This is a genomic window from Streptomyces sp. NBC_01261, from assembly GCF_036226385.1.
Classification (GTDB): Bacteria; Actinomycetota; Actinomycetes; order Streptomycetales; family Streptomycetaceae; genus Streptomyces.
In genome coordinates, this window is the sequence record NZ_CP108463.1 from 1,298,394 (window position 1) to 1,319,292 (window position 20,899).

Here is a 20,899-nt window from a genome sequence, read left to right on the forward strand (position 1 = left end):
GACGACGGGAGCATACGTAATGCCGGAACAGGACGAGCACCACGGCAAGGTCGCGTTCATCACCGGGGGCGGGCGCGGGTTCGGCAAGGCGTTCGGCGCGGCTCTGTCGGCGCGGGGTACGCACGTCGTGCTCGCCGACATCGACGGGGACGCGGCGCGGGCCGCCGCCGCCGAACTCACCGCCGCCGGCGGCAGCGTGACCGGGGTGGCATGTGACATCGCCGACGAGAGCGCGGTCGAGACGGTCATCGCCGAGGTCATAGAACGACACGGCGGCCTCGACATCCTCGTCAACAACGCGGGCCTGCACGCCGCTTACAACCGACCGTTCACCGAACTCGGCCTCGCCAACGTGCGCCGCGTGCTCGACGTGAACGTCATGGGCGTCATCATCTGCTCCCTCGCGGCACAGCGGGCCATGCGGGGGCGCGCCGGTGCCGCCATCGTCAACATCTCCTCGTCGGCGGCCTACGCGAACCGCAGCATCTACGGCGTCTCCAAACTCGCCGTACGTGGACTGACCGTGTCCTTCGCTCGCGAGTTCGCCGCCGCCGGCATCCGCGTCAACGCGATCGCCCCGGGCCTGATCTTCACCGACACGGTCCGCGCCGAACTGTCCGAGGCCGAGGCGAGGCGGGTTCTGGGCGAGCAGATCCTCCAACGGGAGGGCGAGGAACGGGACATCGTCGAGGCACTGCTGTATCTGGTCTCGTCGAAGGCTTCCTTCATCACGGGTGAGACGTTGCGGGTGACGGGCGGGTTCGCGCTCTCGGTCTAGCGTCCCGGGAAGCGTTCGTGCCGACCGGACTTGGGCCACATCGTCCACTTCCTCGGCAGTACCTCAAGTAGCCGAGAATCAGTCGGAGTTGCCGATGACACCACGGGCCGCGAGCCGGAAAGCCCTCACTCTCCGGTAGAGGATGCGCTCCCGTTCGGCGGCAAGGGCCACGCCCTCGGCTTCGCGGGTGACGTCTCCCCGGCGCGAGCGTTGTCGGCCAGACGACGTAGCTTGCCATCGACATCGGGCAGTTCGGGCTCGTCCGAACGCAGTGCGTCGAAGTCGATTACGGCGTCCGTGGTGATGTCGCGGTCATGGAGCGCGCCCAGGTAACCGGCACAGGCATCGCGGCGAGACCTGCTGCCGGCCGCCCAGTCCGCCGTCGCCGGACACCGTCCGGAAACGTGTCACGGTTCGTCACGCAGCGTGCGGCCGGGCCGGTGCGTCTGACACAGTGTCCCCTCATCCACACATCAGGGGCGTACCGTGTCCAACTCCGTATCTACGCCACCAGGTCGGCCGTCATGGGCCGCCGGATCACCTCCGCGGAAGAGGCGCGACTGGAAGCTCGTCGGTGGAGTCACCGCGGGCATCCTCGTCATCGGCGGCCTCGGAAGCGCCTGCCACGCCACCACCTCCGCGGGCAGTACAAGCGGCACCAGCGGCAACGCCAAGACCGGCGGCAAGACCAGGACCGTCCCCCACTTCGTCGGAATGGGACTTCAGTCCGCGCAGGACACCGCCCAGAAACAGGGCTTCTACGGCCTCAAGTCCCACGACTCGCTCGGCCGTGACCGTCACCAGATCCTCGACCGGGACTGGAAGGTCTGTTCCCAGAACGTGAAGGCCGGTACGACGACCTCCACGGACACCCAACTCGACTTCGGCGCGGTGAAGTCGGACGAGACCTGCCCGTCGAAGGACCAGTCAGCACCCACGTCGGCCGGCACAACGATGCCGGACTTCAAGGGGAAGTCGGTGAACACCGCCCGCGACGCGCTCGACTCCAGCACGTCGATCACGGTCAAAGACGCCTCCGGCAAAGGGCGTTACGTCCTCGTGGAGTCGAACTGGCAGGTGTGCTCACAGAAGCCGGCCGCCGGGACGAAGCTGAGTGGACAGCCGGTGCGGTTCTCCGCGGTGAAGTTCGGGGAGTCCTGCCCGTAGCGGCGCCCAACGACCCCGACGCGTCGCATCCGGCCGACGCCGCCGACGTCCGTTCCCCGCCCGGGTCCCCGGCCCTGGTCGGGACCACCGCGATCTCGCCCGGCCCGGACTCCGCGTAGGCGTTGATACGAGCCCCGGCGGTGGCGGCGCCCACGAGGGCGACCTGGTGCGCGGCCTCGGGCGGGAACGCAGCAGTGAGAGCGCCGGAATCGACGCCTGAGCGGGCCCGTTGCACCATCTCGCCGAAGCCGGCCCCGGCGAACACGGCGCTGCGGCCCGGCACCGTCGGACAGCCGAGCACGCTGCGCAACACCCGTGTGAGGGACTTCCGTTCGGGATCGACGGCGGCGGCCACGGCGATCACACGGGCACCGGACTCGGCCTGTGGCTCAGTCAGGATCGGAGACGGTCGCAACCGCTTCGCCGGTACTCGCGGCCTGCGGGCATACGCCGCTTCCCTCATCACCAGAGTCTCCGGGACGGTCTCCGTACGATCCAGTACCACCCCCACCTCGTCGACGGCTGCCTCACCGAAACCGGACTGTCACTCACACCGACGGCAGCCCGAGTTCAAAACCGTCAGGTGCTCGCCGGCGCGGAGGATTCCGCCGCACTCGTGGCCGCCTCCTTTTCTTCGGATCTCACAGCGCGCAACAGCACGATCGGGGTGGCGATTTTCCAGATGAAGTACGCCACCGTGGGAAGCACGTTCGCGAGAAGTCCGTTCCAGGCGAACGGTCCGGTCTTCGTGAGGAAGACGAAGGCGCCCGGGATGAGCAGAACTCCGAGCACCAGATTGAGATAGCCGAACCAGCGAGGGAACACCGGCTCGGCGCGGTTGTCGACGAGTGCCGCGTATCCGATCGACCAGACCTGGAGGACGAATATGCAGGCGTTGCCCACCAGCATGAGCCAGTAGATGTCCGACATCGCGTAGAGCACGTCGGGCGAGTGGCTTTCCGGTCGATAGGCCGCCGCGGCGAGTATCGCGATCGGGAAGAAGAAACCGATCGGCGCTACGACACCGGTGAGCAACTGAATCATGGACAGCAGGCCCCAGCCGCCTTCGATCCGGCGCATCTGCATGCTGGTCACGACGACGAACGGGTACTCGAACGGCACGACAAGGACCATGATCGCGGCGCAGGCGAGAATACCTGTCTGATGGTCGGTGAGGAATTGGACGACACCCTGGGCATTCTCTGTCGGGTCCATCGGCGTGATGAGATGGCCGACGGAGTAGGCCACGGCGAACCCCAGCAACAGCACGAATCCGCACCACGCGGAGATGCGTTCCAATCTGAAGTGCAGGTCTTGTCGCATCAACGGATCTCCTTTGATCTCGCGATCTCGCGGCTCATGTTGTGCTCTCCTACCAGCCCACCAGCCTGTCCAGCAGCAGCGCCGCGCTCGACAGATAGTCGCCATAACCACCGCGGAAGAAGAGCAGTGGGGTCTTCATCGACTCGACGCGGAGTGTGCGGACGCGCCCGACGACCAGCTGGTGATCGCCGAGTTCGACGATCTTCTCCACCGTGCAGTCGACCCACGCGACGATTCCCTCCAGGACGGGATTTCCGAGCGGGGATTCCTGCCACGCGGCGCCTTCGAAGCGATTCGGGCCGCCGGCCATCTGCCGGGAGAGGCGTTCCTGGTTGCCCGCCAGCGCGTTGGCGCAGAAACGTCCGGCCGCCCGGATCGTCCGCAGGGTGTTGGAGGAACCGTCCACCAGGAAGGACACCAGGGGCGGTTCCAGGGACACGGACATGAAGGTTCCGACGATCATTCCCCGGGGTTGCCGGTCGGCGTCCGTCGTGGTGACGGCGACGACGCTCGTGGGGAAGTGGCCCAGCACCTCACGGAAGTGGCGCCCTTCGACCGCGTCCGTCACGGCCCCTCCTTGGTTCTCGCACGTTCGTTCTTGACGATCCGTCAGATCAGGACCCGCATCGCCTCGGGCAGTTCGAGTCCCATCTGGGCCAACGCGTTGGCGTGATAGGCGGATCCGGGGACGTGGATCATGTGCTGGAGTCCCACGTGTGCGTCCCGCCAGAACCGCTGCATCGGGTTGTCGCGCCGGATCGCGTTGCCGCCGGACCGCACGAAGATCTCGTCCAGGGCGGAGACGGCACGCCACGCGCAACGGACCTGGTTCCGGCGGACGTTCGACCGGTCCTCGATGGACACGGGCCTTCCGGCCTCGACCTGGTCGTACAACCGGCTGATGCCGTCGATGAGTTGGACCCGCGAGGCGGCGATCTCCGCGGCGGCCTCTCCGGCGGCGTACAGCACATAGGGGTCGTCGCGTACTTGGACCCCGGTCACGGCGACCCGATCGCGCTGCTGGCCCAGATGGAGAGCGAGCGCGCCCTCGCAGATGCCGATGACGGCCGCCGTGATCCCCAGCGGGAACATGGAACTGAAGGGCAACCTGTAGAGGGTGTCGGTGAGTCCGACCGCCTCGGCGGCGCTGCCCTCCTGGACCGCCTCCTGCCCGATCGTGCGGTAGGCGGGGATGAACGCCTTGTCGACGACGACGTCCTTGCTGCCGGTGCCCGCCAGGCCGATCACGTCCCAGGTGCCGTCGATGATCTCGTAATCCGAGCGCGGCAGTACGACATGGAGCACGGAGATCGGGCCGGCGGGCCTGCCCTTGCCGTCGCCGACGAGCGCGCCGAGGAAGTCCCAGTCGCAGTGGTCGCTTCCGGAGGAGAAGGGCCAGCGTCCGCTGAGAACGTAGCCGCCGTCCACGGGGTCGGCGATGCCGTTCGGCATGTACGGCGAGGCGATCCAGGTGTCCGGGTTCTCGTCCCACACCTCGTGCGCGAGCCGGGGGTCCAACTGGGCAAGTTCCCACGGGTGTACGCCGACGACACCGCACACCCAGCCCGCGGCCCCGTCGTGCCGTGCGACGGCCATCACCGCTTCCGCGAAGTCCCGGGGGTGGGCGCCGTGGCCGCCGAACTCCTTGGGCTGCAGGAGTCGGATCACTCCTGCCGAGCGGAGCAGTTCGACCGTCCGGTCGCTCAACTTGCCCAGTTTCTCGTTCTGTTCGGCGAGCGCGGCCAGTTCGGACCCGAGATCCTCGACACGGTTGACCACCTCATGCGTCACGCCGCACACCTCCTGCTGAGTGATACCTCGCAAGTGCCGCACACGCGCGGCGGGATGGTCACAGTGTCTTTTCCGGCATCGACCACCCGCTGAGCACTTTCCGCTGACCGGGACCTTTGAGGATCAGCGTGTGATGCGAGGCCGCAGGGCCGCGGTGGAGCGGCCCCTGAGCGCCGACAGCCACACGCCGGCCCCGTAGGCGAGGTCGTCGAGGCGGCGCGCGACGCCGTAGCGGACCGGGTCGAGAGGAGCCCGGTCACGCCGGTACTCAAGGGCGATGTCGGCCAGCGCGGCCACCGCCGCCGCCCTGCGCACCCGGCGGGACGCCACGCACCCCACGACCGTGAGGGGCCACCAGTGCCGGTTGGACAGGGCCGAGGCCTGGGCCAGAGCGGCCACGGCTCCGTTGGCCGTCAGCCGCACGGCCAGCTGGTGAGGGTGCTGGATGCCGTCGACCTTGTGGCCGATCCTCAGGGTGACGCCCACGAGGACAGCACCCGCGACGGGCACCGACCACCTGCGCTGGGCGAGCAGCGCGGTCAGGAGCGCCGCGCTCCAGGGGGCGAACACGGCCGGGGCGATGAACCGCGGGTGGCGTTCGGCGAGGGGCTGCGCACCGGTGCCGTAGACGGCCTTGCGCAACAGCCAGTCGTCGAGCCGCGCCCGGTGTTCATGTGCCGCTTCGGCGCTCGGCTCGTAGCGCAGCCGCCGGCCCTGTTCGATCAGCCGCCAGCACAGGTCGACGTCCTCGCCGACCCGCATCCGTTCGTCGAAGCCGTCGGTCAAGGCATCCACGCGCGCTACGACACATGCCGTGGAGGCCCACGAGACAGGACTCCCGGGCCGCACTCCGGCCGGGTGGACGCCCAGGTCCAGGGAGGAGCGGGCGTTCTCGTACCGTTCGATCCAGGTCGGAGCAGGTGAGGGCAGCCCGGTGATGCGGGGTACGGCCATGGCGACGGCCGGGTCGGCGAAGTGCCGGAGGAGGGTGGGCACGGTGTCGGGGGCGAGCACGATGTCGGAGTCGGCGAACACCACGAAGGGGGTCGTCACGAGCCGGAGTCCGGCGTTGCGGGCGCCGGCCGGTCCGAGGTTCGTGGTCAGGGCGACCAGCGTGGCTCCGTGTTCCGCTGTGACGGCGGCGACGGCCTTCGGATCGCTGGACGCGTCGTCGACCACGATCACGGGGTGGTTCCCGCCAACACTGCCTAGCAGGCGGGCTAGTTGACGTGGGCGGTCACGGACCGGCACGACGACCGTGCAGCGGGGGTCGGTGGGCGGGGGCAGCGAGGCGACGACGGGATGGGCCATGCCGAGGTCCAGCAGCCGGTCCGCGAGAAGCGAGCTCGCCGCGTCCCGTACCCGCAACGTCCGCCCGGTGAGGAGCCGTTGGGCCCGCGGGGTCAGCCGTATCAGCCGGGTCGGGAAGCCGCCGACGAGGGCCCGGCCGTCGTCGACGATCCGGGTGTGGCGGTCGAGTTCCACCAGGAAGCCCACGGGCAGCGTCATGGCCGTACGGCCTGATGGTCCAACTCCCGTGACGTGGGCGGGTGTTCCGGATCGGTGAGCCGGCCCCGGTGGTCCACGGTCCAGGCGGTGATCCGGCGGACGGCGGCCGACGCCATCGTGTCCATCACGCCGCGTCCCTCTGCCGCCGAGGCGCCGGTCGGGTCGCCGAGGACGCCGGAGGGTGAGACCGCGCGGACCCCATGGGCCACCAGGTCCGGGAGGAGGGCGGTCAGCGGCCGGGTGTCACCGGCGACCGCCACGTCCAACCGCACCTGATCCGGGGCGAGATGGAGCATCACCGAGGTCTCGGTACGCCCGGCGTGCGCGTCGGCTCCGGGGACGGCGCAGCCGGTCCAGGCCACGTCGTGCCCTTCGGTGCGCAGCAGGCGGAGGGCGGTGTCGAGGGTGGCGGTGTTGCCGCCGTGGCCGTTGACCAGGACGATCCGTCCGGACCACAGTGCCAGCGAGCGCACGGCCTCCATCAGCACCATGCGCAGCGCTTCGTGGCCGATCGAGACGGTTCCGGGGAAGCCCGCGTGCTCGCCGCTGGCGCCGTAGGGAAGGGTCGGTGCGACGAGCGCCGTGGGCAGGGCGGTTGCCGTCCGCCGCGCGACGGCGTGGGCGATGACGCTGTCCGTGTCGAGCGGCAGATGCGGGCCGTGCTGTTCGGTGGACCCGATGGGCAGCAGGACCAGCACGTCGGACGGCACCAACGGCCAGGCGGTGTGGGCGAGTTCGGTCGCCGGGTCCCCGACCATGCTCAGGCGGCCGGGGCGTCGCGGCCCAGGACGAGGGGGAAGCCCGGGGGTACGACCAGGTCGTCGGGGGTCAACTCGTGGACGGAGGAGTGCCCTAGGCCCAACACCGCCGAATCGAGACCGCTGCGGAGGATGTCCAGGACGTTCTCGACGCCGGCCTGCCCGTTCGCCGCCAGGCCCCACAGATAGGCGCGCCCGATCAGGACGGCGCGAGCACCCAGCGCGAGGGCCTTGGCCACGTCGCCGCCTCTCCGCACACCGCCGTCGAGGAGCACTTCGATCTGCGCGCCGACCGCGTCCGCTATCGCGGGGAGTACGCGGATGGTGGCGGGGGTGGTGTCGAGGTTGTTGCCTCCGTGGTTGGAGACGGACAGCGCGGTCACTCCGGCGTCGACGGCCCGCCTGGCGTCGTCGACGCGGGTGACTCCCTTGAGCAGAAAGGGTCCGCCCCACTCCTTGCGGAGCCACGCCACGTCCTCCCAGGTCGGGGGTGTGGTCTGCGTCCACTCGCCGTAGGCGCCGAAGAAGGTGGGGGCCGCACCGCCCGGGGGCCGCAGGTTGGGGACCGAAAGGTCGGGCAGACTACGGGACTTGGCGAACCTGAGCAGCCAGCCGGGGTGGGGCAGCACATCGGGCGCGAACCGCAGCATGGTCTTCAGGTCGAGCTTGTCGGGGATGGCCGGGCTCCCCCAGTCCCGCCCGTGGGAGAAGGACCAGTCGAGGGTGACGATGAGGGCTTTGGCGCCGGCCGCCCTGGCCCGGTCCATGCGCTGCGTCATCGTCGCGCGCGTGCCGCTCCAGTACAGCTGGTAGAAGAAGTCCGGCTGGGCGGCGGCGACTTCCTCGACCGGCTTGCCGGCGAAGGAACTCAGGCCCATGACGACGCCTCTGCTCGCCGCCGCGCGGGCGACGGCCACCTCGCCCTCGGGGTCCACGGCCTGCACACCGGTCGGCGAGATGAGCACCGGAAGCGAGGTGGGCACCCCGAGCACGGTCGTGGACAGGTCGCGCTCCGCGTGATGGCCAACGACCCTGGGTGCGAAGCCCAGTTCGGCGAACGCGGCCGTATTGTCGTCGATCGTACGGCCGCGCTCCGAGCCCGCGACGAGCGCTCCGTACACCGTGCTCGGCAGGCGCCTCTTCGCCCGGCGCTGCGCTTCGGCGACCGTCTCGAACCAGGGGTTCCTGCCCATGTGCCACGTCCCTTCGATCGAGCTGTTCGTCGGCTACGGCCGGCCGAGGCGCAGGCCGGCCAGGGGATCCTCGGCGCAGTCGCTGACCGGGGGCCGTTGCGGGCCCCGGCGCCGGGTGAGGACGAGGTCCACGGGCCGTCGCCGGGAGTGGTCGGCGGACGGCTTGGGAAGGTCCGCACCGCCCTTGGCACGCTTGGCGAGCTGCTGTTCGCCGTACCCCTGCACGCACTCGGGGTCGGGGCCGTCCAAGGGCAGTCCGGTGAAGAACTTGGCGGCCATGCAGCCGCCCTTGCAGGTGTCGTAGAACGCGCAGGACGCGCAGGCTCCGCCGTGCTGCGGGGTGCGCAGTCGCGCGAACAGTTCCGAGCCGCGCCACACCTCGGTGAAGCCGCCGGGTGCGCGGACGGTGCCGGCGAGGAACTCGTCGTGGATGGCGAAGGGGCAGGCGTAGACGTCGCCGACCGGGTCGATCAGGCAGACGACGCGTCCGGCACCGCACAGGTTGAGGCCGGGGAGCGGTGCACCGTACGCGGAGAGGTGGAAGAAGGAGTCTCCGGTCAACACGTAGTCGCCGTGGGCCAACAGCCAGTCGTACAGCTCACGTTGCTGTGCCGCGGTCGGATGCAGGTCGTCCCAGACGTCGGCTCCGCGGCCGGAGGGACGCAGCCGGGTCAGACGGAGTTGGGCGCCGTAACGATCGGCGAGGGCCTTGAACCCGTCCAGCTGGGGGATGTTGTGGCGGGTGCAGACCACGGAGATCTTGAAGGTTCGCATGCCTGCGGCGGCGAGGTTCTCCATCGCCCGCAGCGCCGTCGCGTACGAACCGGCGCCGCGTACCGCGTCGTTGACGTCGGCGGTCGCGCCGTCGAGGGAGATCTGGACGTCCACGTAGTCGTTGGCGGCGAGCCGGCGAGCCGCCTCGGGCGTGACGCGGACGCCGTTGGTGGAGAACTTCACGCCGATGTGGTGGGCGGTGGCGTAGTCGAGGAGTTCCCAGAAGTCGGCGCGGACGGTGGGTTCTCCGCCGCCGATGTTGACGTAGAAGACCTGCATGGCCTCCAGCTCGTCGATGACCGCCTTGGCTTCGGCGGTGCTCAGCTCGCGCGGGTCGCGGCGGCCGGAGCTGGAGAGGCAGTGGGTGCAGGCCAGGTTGCAGGCATAGGTCAGTTCCCAGGTGAGGCAGATCGGCGCGTCGAGTCCGGACTCGAAGAGGTCGACCAGCCGTGTGGTGCCGGCTGTGGCGGTCATGGGGTCCTTCCGACGAGCATCTGCGACTCGGCGAGTGCGGCCAACGCCCGGCCGTAGCGGGGCAGTTCGGCCTCTTCGACGCCGGCCGCCAGGCAGGCGTCGCGGGCCGTGGGAGCGTCCGCGAGGGACTCGACGGCGGCGAGCAGTCTGCGGTCCTTGAGGAACGTCAGTCTGCGGGTCCCGAAGTGGTAGAGGAGCGCACCGAACGGTTCCGGCCGCACCGAGACCTGGGGGTGCAGACCGAGGGCACGGTCGAGGGTGGGCGCGGTCATGCGGGCGGCCTAGTAGACACCGCACATGCCATCGATGGAGATCTCCTCGATGAGATCGTCGGCCTCGATCAACTGCTGTTCCGTGACAGGCTCTTCGGCCTTGATCTCGTTGGCCGGGACGGTCGATGGGGACTGGAGCTCGTTCATGCGACTCTCCCTGGGCATCCGGCTGGGCATCCGAGCGACTGCGCGGTCGACAGTAATGGCACTCAGTGCCGAAAGTGAAGAGGGAGCAGTCATGATTCTTTCGACCGATCGGTCTACGCCAGTTCCGGGTTCCGATTGAGGTGCCCGGACGTCGTCGTCGTGGGGGCGGGAGGCAGCGGCGCTCCGCTTGCCGCACGGCTCAGCGAGGACGCCGACCGCAGCGTGCTGATGCTGGAGGCGGGACACGTGCCCCGCCAACAGGCTGGCTTCACACGGGAGTTGCTGGACGCGCGAATCGTCCCGGGCGCGCAGCCCGGACATCCCGCCGTTCAGCCGTACGCGGTCCGTCTCACGCCGCGCCGGCCGTACACGGTCGTGCGGGGGCGCTTTCTCGGTGGGTCGACCACTGTCAACGGCGGCTACTTCGTACGTGCTCGGCGCGAGGACTTCGAGCGCTGGTCGGCCGCGGGGGGCGCCGCCTGGTCGTACGACCGGGTGCTTCCGTTGCTGCGCTCGCTGGAGTCCGATCTCGACCACGGCGCCGACGAGGTGCACGGGGGCGGGGGTCCGGTGCGGATCCGGCGGGCGGGTCCACGGCACCCTGCCGCCGCGGCATTCCGGTCGGCCGCACGGGAGTTGGGGTATCCCGAGGAGCCCGACAAGAACGCCCAGGGCGCCCCCGGGTTCGGGCCGGTGCCGTCCAACTCCGTGGACGGGATACGCGTCAACACCGGCGTCAGTTACCTGCTGGGCGCACTCGATCGCCCCAACCTGACTGTGGAGGGCGGCAGTTCGGTGACCGAAGTCGTCATCGAGCGTGGCCGGGCGACCGGCGTGGTCGTCGACCGCGACGGGCGTCGTACGACTCTGGAGTGCGGTGAAGTGGTGCTGTGCGCCGGGGCGTTCCGCTCCCCCCAACTGCTGCATCTGTCGGGTATCGGACCGGGCGACGAGTTGGAGCGCCTGGGCATCGCGGTGGCCGTGCACTCCCCCGCCGTAGGAGCCCGGTTCGGCGACCATCCGCAGCTGGTGCTGGAGTGGCAGCCGCGGCGGCCGATGCCCGAGCCCGTGCACTCCTGGCTCGGCGGCTGCCTCCACCTGTCCTCGTCGGACGGCTACCACTCCGGCGATCTGGAGATCCTCCAGTCGCTCGTCCCCATGGCGGGCCTGGTCGGCGGAACGGTGACCGTGCCCGGCGCACCGCTCGCGTTTCTGGCGTCCGTCCAGTCACCCCGACTCAGCGGCCGACTGCACACGTGTTCCCGGGACGCGGCCACTGCCCCGAGGCTCGACTACGGCTATCTGGAGACCGCCGAGGACCGGCGGCGCATGCGCGAAGTCGCCCGTGCCACAGCCGCGTTGATCGCCACCGACGCGTTCGAGGAGGTGTCCCGCGGGCTCCTGGAGCCGGGACCGGAGGTGCTGGCGGACGACCGGATGCTCGACCGCTGGGTCGAGACGCATCTCGGCACCTCGCACCACACCTGCGGCACGGTTCCCATGGGCCCCGCAGACGATCAGGGGGCAGCCGTCGACCACTACGGGCGCGTGCACGGCGTCGTCGGGCTGCGTGTCGCGGACACGTCGATCCTGCCGACTCCGCCGTTGCGCGGCCCGGCGGCCACCGCCGTCCTCGTCGGCGAGCTCGTCGCCGACGCCATGCGACGTGACCTGCCATGACCCGGTTCAGGGAAGGACCGGGGCCGGGCCGTCGAACCCGGCCGCGAGTTGGCGCAGGCCCTGGTCCAACAGGTCGCCCAGGACCGCCTGTTCGTCCGCCAGCCAGTGTTCGTACGCGGCGACGCACGCGGCGAGGACGGTGTGGCCGATCAACCGGGGCAGCAGGTCCGAGGACGCCCTGCCCGTGCGTCGCGCGGCGAACTCCGTGACCAGTGTCCGCCACGAGGCATAACGCACGGTCGAGTCGGCCTGCAGCGTCGGGACCCGCAGGATGAGCGCCATGCGCTCCCGGTGCCAGGGCACGGCAGCCGGGTCGAAGCGATTGAACTCGACGACGGCGCCGCGCAGCGCGTCCATCATCGGGACGGCCGCATCGGTCGCCGCCAACAGGCTGTCCAGCTTGACCAGTTCGGCCTCGAAGTCGCCCCACACCAGGTCGTTCTTGGAGGCGAAGTAGCGAAAGAAGGTGCGGCGGCCGATACCTGCCGCGGTGGCGATGTCATCGACGGTCGTCCGGTCGAATCCCTGCCGTGCGAACAGTTCGAAGCCCACCTGCTCCAGTGCGGCCCGCGAGGTCGCGGGCGGTCGGCCTGTTCTGGTCCGTCTCTGTCCGTTCTCACCGTCCACAGCGCACATCATGCACAAGCGTCCATCAGGATGCCCGCCGCCGCTCTCATCCGGGGCCTGCGCAGATCGAGGACGGGGCTCGGGTTCGAGAGGCCGTGGGAGGCCAGCAGGTTCATCAGGGCCCAGACCGTGTCGGGGCGACCCGTCAGCGGGAGTTCCTGGCCGTCCGGGGCGATGACCGTGGCCGGGGTGACGCCCGCAAGAAGACTGCTCCGTGCCCAATCGACGTCGTACGAGATGCCGTTGGGGCTGACAGCGAGGACGACCTCCTTGGTGCGGTGGAGGACGGTCAGGTAGTCCATCGGTACCGTCAGTCGTCGGGTGGCGTCGAACGGGGGTGTGCCGTCCGCCGGTTGGATGCGCAGGACCGTGTCGAGGACGGGGCCGTGGTCCTGGAAGGTGGTCCTCGCGCGCATCTCCAGGAAGCGGCCACGCACCAGGACACCGCCCCGGCGCGACCAGCGTCGGCCGACCGAGCCGAACGCGGCCTTCTCACCCGGCAGTTGGTCGGCGAGCCAGCGGGCTTCCTCGCCCGGTTCGCTCACCGGTGCCTGTTCCTCGGGGACGGCACGGTCCCGGTCGGCCAGGGCGGCGTAGCGTGCGGCCGTGTACGGGTCCAGGCGCCGGAGGTCGACCGTGTCGCCGGTCATGACGACGCCTCCGGCCTCCCGGGATATCCGCATCTGCTGGAGCTGGCGGCCAACTCGCCGTGTCACCTGGGACGTTCGGCCTTCGAGGTCGATCACCCGGTAGGTCCTTGTGCCCGAGAGCAGGGTGCTGCGCGGCCAGTGGGGAGTGACGGTTCGCTGGGCCCCCGGAGCGGCCGGGGTGTCGACGAGGACGACCAGGCGTCCCGCTGTGATCGCCGAGAGGCACAGGGACGGCACCCGCCACTCCCCCGTCACCTCGAACCCGCCGCTCCCGCCCGCCTCCTCGGTCTCCTCGGCGTCGTGCACCCGCAGCCTGAGCCGGATCAGCGGCGTGAACTCGTCGGGCGTGTAGTTGCCGTAGTGGGTCGTGAAGGTCGACTCGCCGTCGGGGTTGTACCGGACCAGTGACGCCTCCAGCACATCCGCCCGCACCAACTGCGCCTGCGCCGAGCCCTGTTCGGACCGGGGCGCCCACATCACGAAGGTGTCGTCCGGGCATCGGTGGCTCACGTCCTTCACCCGGTGCCTGCGCGTGATCCGGGGAAACTCCTGGCGTGTGGCGGTGATCGCCAGGACGGGAATCATGATCGTGCCGGCCAGCCCCGCGGCGAACATGATCGCCGGCCAGTCCCGGCCGGGGTAGTCGCTCCAGGCCGAGTACCCGACGAGGAGGAAGAACGGGGCCGCCGAACAGCAGACCGCGATGAACAGCAGATTGCCCACGAACACACCGGTCTGACTGCGCATGTGCCCCTCCTCCTCCATGCAGTCGCTCAATCAACGCGCTGACTCTCCGCACTCGCTCACAACTCGACACGGAACCGCCCGCCCGACGCGTCCACCACGGCCCCGAGCCGACGGCCGACCCGCAGGCCGGGATGGTGCGTACGTCTCCAGGTCGCCTCGAAGGTCCGCAGCTCCGACCCGCTGACGCGCAGACCGACCTCGACGCCGGAACTCTCCACGTCCCGGTCGAAGTCGGTCAGGTCGGTGATCTCGGCGACCGCCGGTACTCCGACAGCGTCGAGCCGCCGGCTCTCCTCCCGGCTGACGGCCGTGTTGCCCCAGAACCCCAGGCCCACAGGAACGAGGACCACCGTGAACACGACGCCCATGACCATGAGGTCCGCGCCGGTGAAGACCGCGAAGCCCAGCATGACCGGGCCGCACAGGACCATCACGGCGGAGACGGCGTACAGGAACGCGGCATCCCACGGGCCGACTTGATCGATCACCGCCATCCGCACCGGCTCGGGACGGACCCCGTCGTCGGTCATGTCAGGACGCCGAGCCCCCGGACCCGATCCGCTCCAGTTGCTCCGCCAGGGCCTGCAGGCCGGCGCGGCGGGGTGGGTCGTAGAAGACGGTCTGGCGGCGTCTGTTGGGGCGGGTGCGGATCACCAGGAGGCGGCTTCGGCCGGGGCGGAACTCCAGGCGGGGCTTCTCCCAGATGTGGTAGCGGCCGGCGTCGATCTCACCGAACACCTCCAGCACGGTGCCGTCGAAGGAGAGCATCGTAGAGTCGGTCAGCGGCACTGCGGAGAATGGTGTCCGGGTCACGGTGCGACGCCGTCCCCGGCGTAGAGGTAGCTCCCGGGCCGCGCGGGGTCGGCCACCAGCAGGACCTGGTCGCCGGCGCGGGGTATCCGCAGCTTGGAGACGATGGTGTGGAGGGTGATCCGGTCGGTGCTCCCGGTCGGCTGGACGACCAGGTCGACCACCGGGTCGTGGTTGACCAGTTGGCCGGTGTCGGCGATCGACACGACGACGGCGGTCGTGGTCGGCGCCCCCGCGGCGAGCAACTGCTGAACTCCGAGGCCCGAGTTGTACGCGCCGACCGACTGCTGGACCCTGGCGAAGTCCTCGTTGCCGAGGAACGCGCGGGTGGTTCGGCCGTAGAAACCCTTGCCGCTGGCCACCTGGCCCGCGATCTCGGCGGCCCGCTCCTCGCGGCTCTTGCGACGCCCGAAGATTCCCATGACGGCTGCTCCTTCTGGTCGGGGTGGATTCCCGTGTTTCCCGCTGTCCTGGTGGACGCTAGGCGGCCCCGGTCGCCTACCGATCCCAGGTTCGCCCGCCCGATCTCGGACGACGTACCCTCCTGACATGCCGCTTCCCAGCCAGCCGACCGGCGCGCGCCGACCGCGCGCCATGGTCATCGACGGCGCGTGGCGCGCCCTCGGGCCGGGTCTGGAATCGCTGAGCGGCCCCGGCGGCGCCCCGCTGACCCGCACGGTCAAGCTGATCGTCCTGCCGCTCATCGTCAGGCCGGCCCTGCACCCCGAACTCGCGGCGGACTTCCTCGCACCGGAGCCCGCGGCACGTCTCGACGCGCTGATACGGGAGTCCGGCACACGCCTTGTCGCTACGGCACTGTGGTTCACGCTGCTCAAACGGACCCGCCGGGCGCTGGGCGTCGTGGCGGGCAACCCCCAGGATCTGTACTTCCAGCGGTGCTTCGAACTCGCCGCCGAGCACGGGGAACCCGGCGCCGAAGCGGGCGCGTTGGCCAGGGCCGTCGTCGAGGACGTCGCGGATGCGGACGGCGGTCGTACGGTCGACGCGCTGAAGCGGTATCTGGCGGATGTCGCCCAACAGGACCGGCTGGAGGTGGAGTTGGGCGTCGCGTGGGAGGGGCGCCGACTGACTCCGGCCGCCGATACGTCCGTTGCGGTCGCGCTGGCGAGTGACGTTCTGGAGACTTGCGGTGGGGTGGAGGGGCCGAGGAACTCACCGGCGTACTCGTCCATGGTCGAGGCGGGACTCGGCGAGCTGCTCGGCCGGACCCTGTGGACGCACGCGAGCGGGGTCTGGGGGCGGGACGGTCTGCCGGCCCATCTCGGCCTGACGGAAAGAGAGTTGCCGCCGCGCCCACAGGTCGGCCGGGGTGCGTCGACGGCCACGCTGCCCGCACCGCTGGACCGCACGCTCTTCGAGCGGCTCTTCGTCGTGCTCCAGTCGTCGGCCCGGCGCGAGGAGCTGCCCACGGTGCCGGAACTCGTCGGGCGGGAGGTCGGCCGCAGTTGCGCTCCGCTCGGTCTGTACGATGAGACCCTGCGCGTCGCCGCCCTGCTCGGCGGTCAACTCGCGGTCGGGCTGGACCCGTTGGGCATCAAGGCACCGCCGTCGGGGTGGACCGAGGCACACCGAGCCGTCAACGGCCGTTGGCGCAGGGAGGCTTCGGTCCTGCGCGCCCGGCGGATGACCGTCTCGCCCCGCCCTGATCCGGACGGCGGGGTCCTGGACGCCCTGGCCCAGGATCTCCGTACGCCCTGGACCGCCTACATGCGGCGGCTCTGGGTGCGGTTGCACGGGCGGGACGTCCGCGACGCGCCGCTCACGGATGCCGCGTCGGCCTGGGCGGTCCTGGACGGGGTCGCCCGCTCGGTGATGATGGACCATCGCGCCCGAGTCCGGTCCGCGCTGCGGACGTTGACGGCTTCGGCGGTACCACCCGCTGCCGTGGCCGAGGCGGCCGAGTCGAGGAGTGCGTGATGGCGCGGGGCCCTGTCGACGTCCATGTCGTGCGCGGTGATGACGGCGCGATCCGCATCGCCGCCGATCCTGCGACCGCCGCTGTTCCTGCCACCGGTCCCGCCGCCGCTCCCGATTTCGCGCGTGCGGTTCTCGATGTCGCGGGCGCTGTTCTGACCTGGTCCGTTCTCGGGGACCCGGTGCCGCCGGTGGCGGAGATACATGACGTGGGGCGGGCGCAGCAGTGGCTGTGGGCGGTCTACGGCGAGCGCGTGGCCGGTGCCGTGCACGCCTGTGCGGCAGCCGAGTTGGCCGATGTGGGGGTGCCCTCGGACCTGACTCCGCTCGCGGGCCGCGCCGCCCGGCTCGGGTTCGGGCACTGGGCGGCGCGGTGGTGGCCGGCATCGCACCTGGACGGGATTCCGGCTCTCCAACCGGATGTGCTCGGGCTGGAGTTGGCCGCGCTCACACACGAGTGCCAGCAGTTGTTCGACGACGAGGGTGATCAACCCGACGACTGCGTGGCCGAGTTGGTCGGGGATCACCGAGTCGCCCTCGACCCGCTGATCCAGTGGTGGCACGCCACACCGCCGTCGACGGACACGGCACGCCAGCTGGAGAGCGTCCTGCGGTCGGTCGACGACGCGGCGGACAGCGCCGGGTTGGACGGGCCGGCTCTGCGCCGCCTTCGGTCGGCCCTGGATCGGCCCCGTCGTCCGGACGGCACCCCGGTCGATCTCGTCACGCTGTTCGTACGGCATGACGACTACGCCCTTGCCGCGGGCGACCCACTCGTCGCGGGCGGCCGATTGATCGCGCGGGGCTCGGGGACCAACGACTGGCGCCGCTACCCGCCCGGCTTCGTCGATGCCGCCGAGACGGCGGTTTCCTGGACCGCCCGAGCATTCGGCGCCCGACGGCGGATCGAGGTCGAGGTCGTCGCGCACATCGCGGCGCCCGTCACCGCCGTACCCCTCGCGGCGGAGGTCCGGGTGAACGACGGCCCCCGGAATCGGGTGCCCCTCTCCAGGCGGGTCGACGTGTGGACCGGCCGCGCGGACCTGGACCTCCCCGCCGGAGAGACACAGCCGCACATCGAACTCGGCGTGCTGCTACCGGGGTTCGACCCGGGACCGGGCCCCGAAGGCGGTGCCGACCGCGACTCGATCCGTGCCCTGATCCGACGACGCCTCGCGACAGCGGCACAGTCCGACGCGCACAACTCACCTCCACACGAGGACGCTTATCGGCCGTTCCTCGCCGAGATCACCGCCGCGACCACCGATGAGGACTACTGACGGATGTCGGACGAGGAGGACAACGCGGTGGGCGACGGAGCGGACGACAGCACGGGCGACGGGGTGACGCGACTCTACGGAGAGCCGTTCGACAGCGGCTTCGCCCAGGCCGAGCACTTTCACCTGGCCGCCGATCTCACCGCCGCGCTCGCCGTCTACGAGGAGTTGCTCACCCTGGCCGAATCCATCGAGGACTCCCCCGACGTGCGGTTCCTGCGGGCGCATCTGCTGGCGGACATCACGAGTGTCCACCTCACCGCGACCGATGTGGTCGGGGCGGAGGACACCAACCGGCGGTCCCGTGCCCTGCTCGACGACATCGCCTCGGCACCGATGGGGCCGCGCGGCCGTCAGCTGTGGCTGGAGATGCTGCTGCGGACACTGATCGCCGGAGCCGACCTCCTGCGCAGGACCGGACGCCTGGACGAGGCACTGGCCTGTCTCGACGAAGCGGCGGCCAGGCTGCCCGAGTTCGACGACCCCGACGGACTGCGCACCTCCGAACTCGGCCTGAACCGCGTGCACCTGCTGATGGACCGAGGCGAGTGGGGAGCGGCCGAGGACCAGGCGTCGGCGCTGCTGTCGACCACGCCGACGACCGCGATGGAGACCGTCCCGCGGCTCCTGGTCGCCCTCGGGCTCATCTGCTCCTCGACCGGGCGGTTCGACCCGGCCGAGGACCACTTCGCCCGCGCGGAGGAGCACTTCCGAGCCATCGGCGACACCGGTGGGCAGCGGACCCTGCTCGCGCACCGGGCGTACGCGGCGATGCACCGGGGTGAACTCGACCTCGCCGAGCGGCTGTTCGCGGAGGCGTCCGCGTTCTTCGAGCAGCAGCGGTGGTTCGGCGACCTCGCGGTCTGCGAGCAGGCCCGCGCCTTTCTCGCCGGCCGGCGCGGCGACGCCATCGGCGCGGAGGATCTGCTGGCGGCCAGCCTGTCCCGGTTCGAGCGGCTCGGCGCCTCGATCGCCGCCGCCGACACCATGCTGCTGGGCGCCCAACACGCGTACGACCAGGGCGACATCGACGAGATGAAGCGGCTGGCCCAAGGCGCCCGGGACGTGTACCAGGAGCGGGCGGTGTACGAGCGGTGCGCGCAGGTCGACCTCATGCTCGCCCGCACGCTTGCGGACAACCTCGCCCGGACCGATCACGGCGATCACGAGCGGGAGTCCATCGACACCGCGCTCTCCTTCGCCCTGCCCGCCGCGCTGGCCCTGGAGGCGGCGCGCTACGACTTCACCACCGCACACGCCCGCAGCCAGTGGCTCGAACTCGCCGACGAGGCAATGCGGTTGGTGTTCCGCCTCGCGATCCGCCGCCAGGACCAGGGCCTGCTCTTCGAGCTGGCGGAACACCGTTGCGCGGGCGCATCGTTGGCCCTGGACCGCACACCGCCCGCCGGCGAGCCAGTGGAAGCGACCGCGTCGGTCTTCCCGAGTGCGGCCATGAAGTCGTACCCCCGACCTGAGCACGCCGAGGGCACGATGACGCTCGGCGGTGTCGCCGCGCAGGCCGCCGCGTCGGCCGGCCTGCGGGTCGCGCCGCCGCCGAAGGTGCGGATGTCGGCGCAGTCGGGTCCGGGCCGTGTCGCGCTCCAGGAGTACATCGCCGCGGCCGAGTTCCGCTATCACCGGCGGATCGTGCACGAGGAAGCGGTGCCGTTCTGGATCACCGACGACCTCACTAGTCGCCCCGTGGTCCAGGTCCGACTGGCCGACGCCGGCGACCTGTTCATGACCTGGACGTGGGCGGGCGGGGCCCGGGGCTTCGGCACCGGTCAGGGGCCCGGTGCCGAAGTCGAGCAAGCCGTACGGGAGTTGACCGACGCACTGCCGGGAGCGGGCGACGGGGCGGAGGGCATGCGGCGGGCGTTCGACTCGGGCGCGCTGGCCGAGCACGAAAGCGAACGCCGACTCGCGCGCACCCTTACAGAAGCCCTGTGGCCGGAGCAACTGACCGCGCAGATACGCCAGGTGGCTGAGCGGGCGGGCCGTCCCCTCGTACGGATCCAGCCCTCACCCCGCGTCGCCCAGATCCCCTGGGAACTGCTCGCCGTCGACGACGGAACCGACGTACGGCTCATCGACCTGGCGGACGTCGTGACCACCGCGCCGGCGTCGTTGCGGCCACGTACTCCGACGGCCCCGAAGCCGCAGGGCACGGACACCGACCTGGTCGTACTCGTCCTCGACCCCCGTATCCCCGGCTTCCGCGCCGATTCACCGCTCGGCTCTGTCCTGGGACCGCCCGGCTCCGACCCGGAGTTGCTGTCGCTGGTCCGGCGCCGCCTCGACGCGGGCGCCGTCGTACCGTCCGTCGCGTCCCCCGCTGAAGCCTTCCGCCGCACGGACCTGGACCGGGACTGGCTCAGCGAGGTACTCCGCGAGGGCGCCCGCAGGCTGATGTACGTCGGGCATGTGAGCGGTGCGCCGGTCGAGGGCGGGCAGAGCGAGGACGGCACCCTGCACCTGTGCTGCGACGCGGGCGCCTCCGGCCTGGCCGAGCCGCTCCGCACCCACCGGCCGCTCTCCGCCAAGGACTTGCTGCTGGGCTCGCTCCCCCTGCGCGCGGACGGCGAACCGGGCGCACGGATCTGGCCCGCACCACCCCGGGTCGCCCTCATCGGCTGCGAGAGCGGCGGCGATCTGCGGTTCGCCGAGTCGTTCGGCCTGGCGACGGCGATGCTGTACAACGGCGCCGAACTGGTCACCGCCACCCGCTGGGTCCTCCCGACCAGCTTCGCCTTCCACCGACTGGCCCGACTGCCGGAGTCCGTAAGGCCGTTGACGGAGGCGATCATCGCCGTGGACACGGCTCACGAGGACGACGACCCCGTGCGGAGCCTCGGCGGCTGGCAGCGCGAGCAGCTCGACCGCTGGCGCGCGGACGGCCGTATCGAGCACTCGCCGCTGCTGTGGGCGGCGATGACCTCCATCGTCGTATGACCGGGATCGCCCTACGACGTAGCGCCCTACGACGT

General features: G+C 70.7%; 20 protein-coding genes. 6 read left to right on the forward strand and 14 right to left on the reverse strand.

The window, feature by feature from the left end; all coding sequences use genetic code 11:
• Positions 1–19 precede the first annotated feature (19 nt).
• Complete coding sequence (locus OG226_RS05740) at positions 20–778, forward strand: SDR family NAD(P)-dependent oxidoreductase (RefSeq protein ID WP_329348165.1); 759 nt, start codon at positions 20–22, stop codon at positions 776–778.
• Positions 779–1,264: 486 nt separating this feature from the next.
• Positions 1,265–1,945, forward strand: coding sequence for a PASTA domain-containing protein (locus tag OG226_RS05745; RefSeq protein WP_329348166.1), 681 nt, complete (start codon positions 1,265–1,267; stop codon positions 1,943–1,945).
• Between the two features lie 579 nt (positions 1,946–2,524).
• On the opposite strand, the gene OG226_RS05750 is transcribed toward OG226_RS05745, so the two are convergent.
• The 9 genes from OG226_RS05750 to mftA all read right to left on the reverse strand — a co-directional run bounded on the left by OG226_RS05750 (position 2,525) and on the right by mftA (position 10,186).
• Positions 2,525–3,214, reverse strand: a complete 690-nt coding sequence (locus OG226_RS05750) for a hypothetical protein (RefSeq protein WP_329348167.1) — start codon at positions 3,212–3,214, stop codon at positions 2,525–2,527.
• A 103-nt stretch (positions 3,215–3,317) separates the two neighbouring features.
• Complete coding sequence (locus OG226_RS05755; protein WP_328675606.1) at positions 3,318–3,836, reverse strand: flavin reductase family protein; 519 nt, start codon at positions 3,834–3,836, stop codon at positions 3,318–3,320.
• Positions 3,837–3,877: 41 nt separating this feature from the next.
• Positions 3,878–5,059, reverse strand: coding sequence for a hydroxylase (locus tag OG226_RS05760; RefSeq protein ID WP_329348168.1), 1,182 nt, complete (start codon positions 5,057–5,059; stop codon positions 3,878–3,880).
• 123 nt (positions 5,060–5,182) lie between these two features.
• Positions 5,183–6,568 carry a mycofactocin biosynthesis glycosyltransferase MftF gene (gene mftF, locus OG226_RS05765; RefSeq protein WP_329348169.1) on the reverse strand — a complete coding sequence of 462 codons (1,386 nt, stop codon included), beginning with the start codon at positions 6,566–6,568 and terminating at the stop codon, positions 5,183–5,185.
• Entirely contained in the window at positions 6,565–7,326 is a 762-nt protein-coding gene (gene mftE / locus OG226_RS05770; protein ID WP_329348170.1) for a mycofactocin biosynthesis peptidyl-dipeptidase MftE, read from the reverse strand. Before mftE ends, mftF begins: the two co-directional genes overlap by 4 nt.
• A gap of 2 nt (positions 7,327–7,328) precedes the next feature.
• Positions 7,329–8,519: a pre-mycofactocin synthase MftD gene (mftD, locus tag OG226_RS05775; RefSeq protein WP_328675610.1), complete on the reverse strand. Its 1,191-nt coding sequence runs from the start codon at positions 8,517–8,519 to the stop codon at positions 7,329–7,331.
• A 33-nt stretch (positions 8,520–8,552) separates the two neighbouring features.
• The gene (gene mftC / locus OG226_RS05780) at positions 8,553–9,767 is read right to left on the reverse strand and encodes a mycofactocin radical SAM maturase (protein ID WP_329348171.1); all 1,215 of its coding nucleotides are present in this window, start codon (positions 9,765–9,767) and stop codon (positions 8,553–8,555) included.
• The gene (gene mftB / locus OG226_RS05785; protein ID WP_328675612.1) at positions 9,764–10,039 is read right to left on the reverse strand and encodes a mycofactocin biosynthesis chaperone MftB; all 276 of its coding nucleotides are present in this window, start codon (positions 10,037–10,039) and stop codon (positions 9,764–9,766) included. Before mftB ends, mftC begins: the two co-directional genes overlap by 4 nt.
• A 9-nt stretch (positions 10,040–10,048) precedes the next feature.
• The gene (gene mftA / locus OG226_RS05790) at positions 10,049–10,186 is read right to left on the reverse strand and encodes a mycofactocin precursor MftA (RefSeq protein WP_328675613.1); all 138 of its coding nucleotides are present in this window, start codon (positions 10,184–10,186) and stop codon (positions 10,049–10,051) included.
• 159 nt (positions 10,187–10,345) lie between these two features.
• On the opposite strand from mftA, the gene mftG reads away from it, so the two are divergent.
• Positions 10,346–11,866 (forward strand): mycofactocin dehydrogenase MftG, encoded by a 1,521-nt coding sequence (mftG, locus tag OG226_RS05795; protein ID WP_329348173.1) that lies wholly within the window; start codon positions 10,346–10,348, stop codon positions 11,864–11,866.
• Positions 11,867–11,872: 6 nt separating this feature from the next.
• Here mftG and mftR read toward each other — a convergent pair whose 3' ends face one another.
• The 5 genes from mftR to OG226_RS05820 are packed head-to-tail and all read right to left on the reverse strand — an operon-like array spanning position 11,873 to position 15,122.
• The gene (gene mftR / locus OG226_RS05800) at positions 11,873–12,493 is read right to left on the reverse strand and encodes a mycofactocin system transcriptional regulator (RefSeq protein WP_329348175.1); all 621 of its coding nucleotides are present in this window, start codon (positions 12,491–12,493) and stop codon (positions 11,873–11,875) included.
• A gap of 8 nt (positions 12,494–12,501) precedes the next feature.
• Complete coding sequence (locus tag OG226_RS05805; RefSeq protein ID WP_329348176.1) at positions 12,502–13,890, reverse strand: hypothetical protein; 1,389 nt, start codon at positions 13,888–13,890, stop codon at positions 12,502–12,504.
• A 56-nt stretch (positions 13,891–13,946) separates the two neighbouring features.
• A complete protein-coding gene (locus tag OG226_RS05810; RefSeq protein ID WP_329348177.1) occupies positions 13,947–14,420 on the reverse strand; it encodes a hypothetical protein in 474 nt (157 codons plus the stop codon).
• A gap of 1 nt (position 14,421) precedes the next feature.
• Positions 14,422–14,679, reverse strand: a complete 258-nt coding sequence (locus tag OG226_RS05815) for a hypothetical protein (RefSeq protein ID WP_329348178.1) — start codon at positions 14,677–14,679, stop codon at positions 14,422–14,424.
• 20 nt (positions 14,680–14,699) lie between these two features.
• The gene (locus OG226_RS05820; RefSeq protein ID WP_328675619.1) at positions 14,700–15,122 is read right to left on the reverse strand and encodes a hypothetical protein; all 423 of its coding nucleotides are present in this window, start codon (positions 15,120–15,122) and stop codon (positions 14,700–14,702) included.
• A 127-nt stretch (positions 15,123–15,249) separates the two neighbouring features.
• Here OG226_RS05820 and OG226_RS05825 point away from each other — a divergent pair, with 127 nt between their 5' ends.
• Genes OG226_RS05825 through OG226_RS05835 form a run of 3 tightly spaced genes read left to right on the forward strand, consistent with a single transcriptional unit; the run spans position 15,250 to position 20,864 of the window.
• The gene (locus OG226_RS05825) at positions 15,250–16,638 is read left to right on the forward strand and encodes a hypothetical protein (protein WP_329348180.1); all 1,389 of its coding nucleotides are present in this window, start codon (positions 15,250–15,252) and stop codon (positions 16,636–16,638) included.
• A complete protein-coding gene (locus OG226_RS05830; RefSeq protein WP_329348181.1) occupies positions 16,638–17,915 on the forward strand; it encodes a hypothetical protein in 1,278 nt (425 codons plus the stop codon). The genes OG226_RS05825 and OG226_RS05830 overlap by 1 nt, the downstream gene beginning before the upstream one ends.
• A gap of 3 nt (positions 17,916–17,918) precedes the next feature.
• On the forward strand, positions 17,919–20,864 hold the full coding sequence (locus OG226_RS05835; protein ID WP_329348182.1) for a CHAT domain-containing protein: 2,946 nt from the start codon (positions 17,919–17,921) through the stop codon (positions 20,862–20,864).
• The last annotated feature ends 35 nt before the right edge of the window (positions 20,865–20,899 follow it).

Excerpts from the sequence above, each read along its gene's own strand:
- OG226_RS05740 (WP_329348165.1), top strand. The coding sequence starts at position 20 with ATGCCGGAACAGGACGAGCACCACGGCAAGGTCGCGTTCATCACCGGG.
- mftF (WP_329348169.1), bottom strand. The coding sequence starts at position 6,568 with ATGACGCTGCCCGTGGGCTTCCTGGTGGAACTCGACCGCCACACCCGG.
- mftE (WP_329348170.1), bottom strand. The coding sequence starts at position 7,326 with ATGGTCGGGGACCCGGCGACCGAACTCGCCCACACCGCCTGGCCGTTG.
- mftD (WP_328675610.1), bottom strand. The coding sequence starts at position 8,519 with ATGGGCAGGAACCCCTGGTTCGAGACGGTCGCCGAAGCGCAGCGCCGG.
- mftC (WP_329348171.1), bottom strand. The coding sequence starts at position 9,767 with ATGACCGCCACAGCCGGCACCACACGGCTGGTCGACCTCTTCGAGTCC.
- mftB (WP_328675612.1), bottom strand. The coding sequence starts at position 10,039 with ATGACCGCGCCCACCCTCGACCGTGCCCTCGGTCTGCACCCCCAGGTC.
- mftA (WP_328675613.1), bottom strand. The coding sequence starts at position 10,186 with ATGAACGAGCTCCAGTCCCCATCGACCGTCCCGGCCAACGAGATCAAG.
- OG226_RS05805 (WP_329348176.1), bottom strand. The coding sequence starts at position 13,890 with ATGCGCAGTCAGACCGGTGTGTTCGTGGGCAATCTGCTGTTCATCGCG.
- OG226_RS05810 (WP_329348177.1), bottom strand. The coding sequence starts at position 14,420 with ATGACCGACGACGGGGTCCGTCCCGAGCCGGTGCGGATGGCGGTGATC.
- OG226_RS05820 (WP_328675619.1), bottom strand. The coding sequence starts at position 15,122 with ATGGGAATCTTCGGGCGTCGCAAGAGCCGCGAGGAGCGGGCCGCCGAG.
- OG226_RS05825 (WP_329348180.1), top strand. The coding sequence starts at position 15,250 with ATGCCGCTTCCCAGCCAGCCGACCGGCGCGCGCCGACCGCGCGCCATG.
- OG226_RS05830 (WP_329348181.1), top strand. The coding sequence starts at position 16,638 with ATGGCGCGGGGCCCTGTCGACGTCCATGTCGTGCGCGGTGATGACGGC.
- OG226_RS05835 (WP_329348182.1), top strand. The coding sequence starts at position 17,919 with ATGTCGGACGAGGAGGACAACGCGGTGGGCGACGGAGCGGACGACAGC.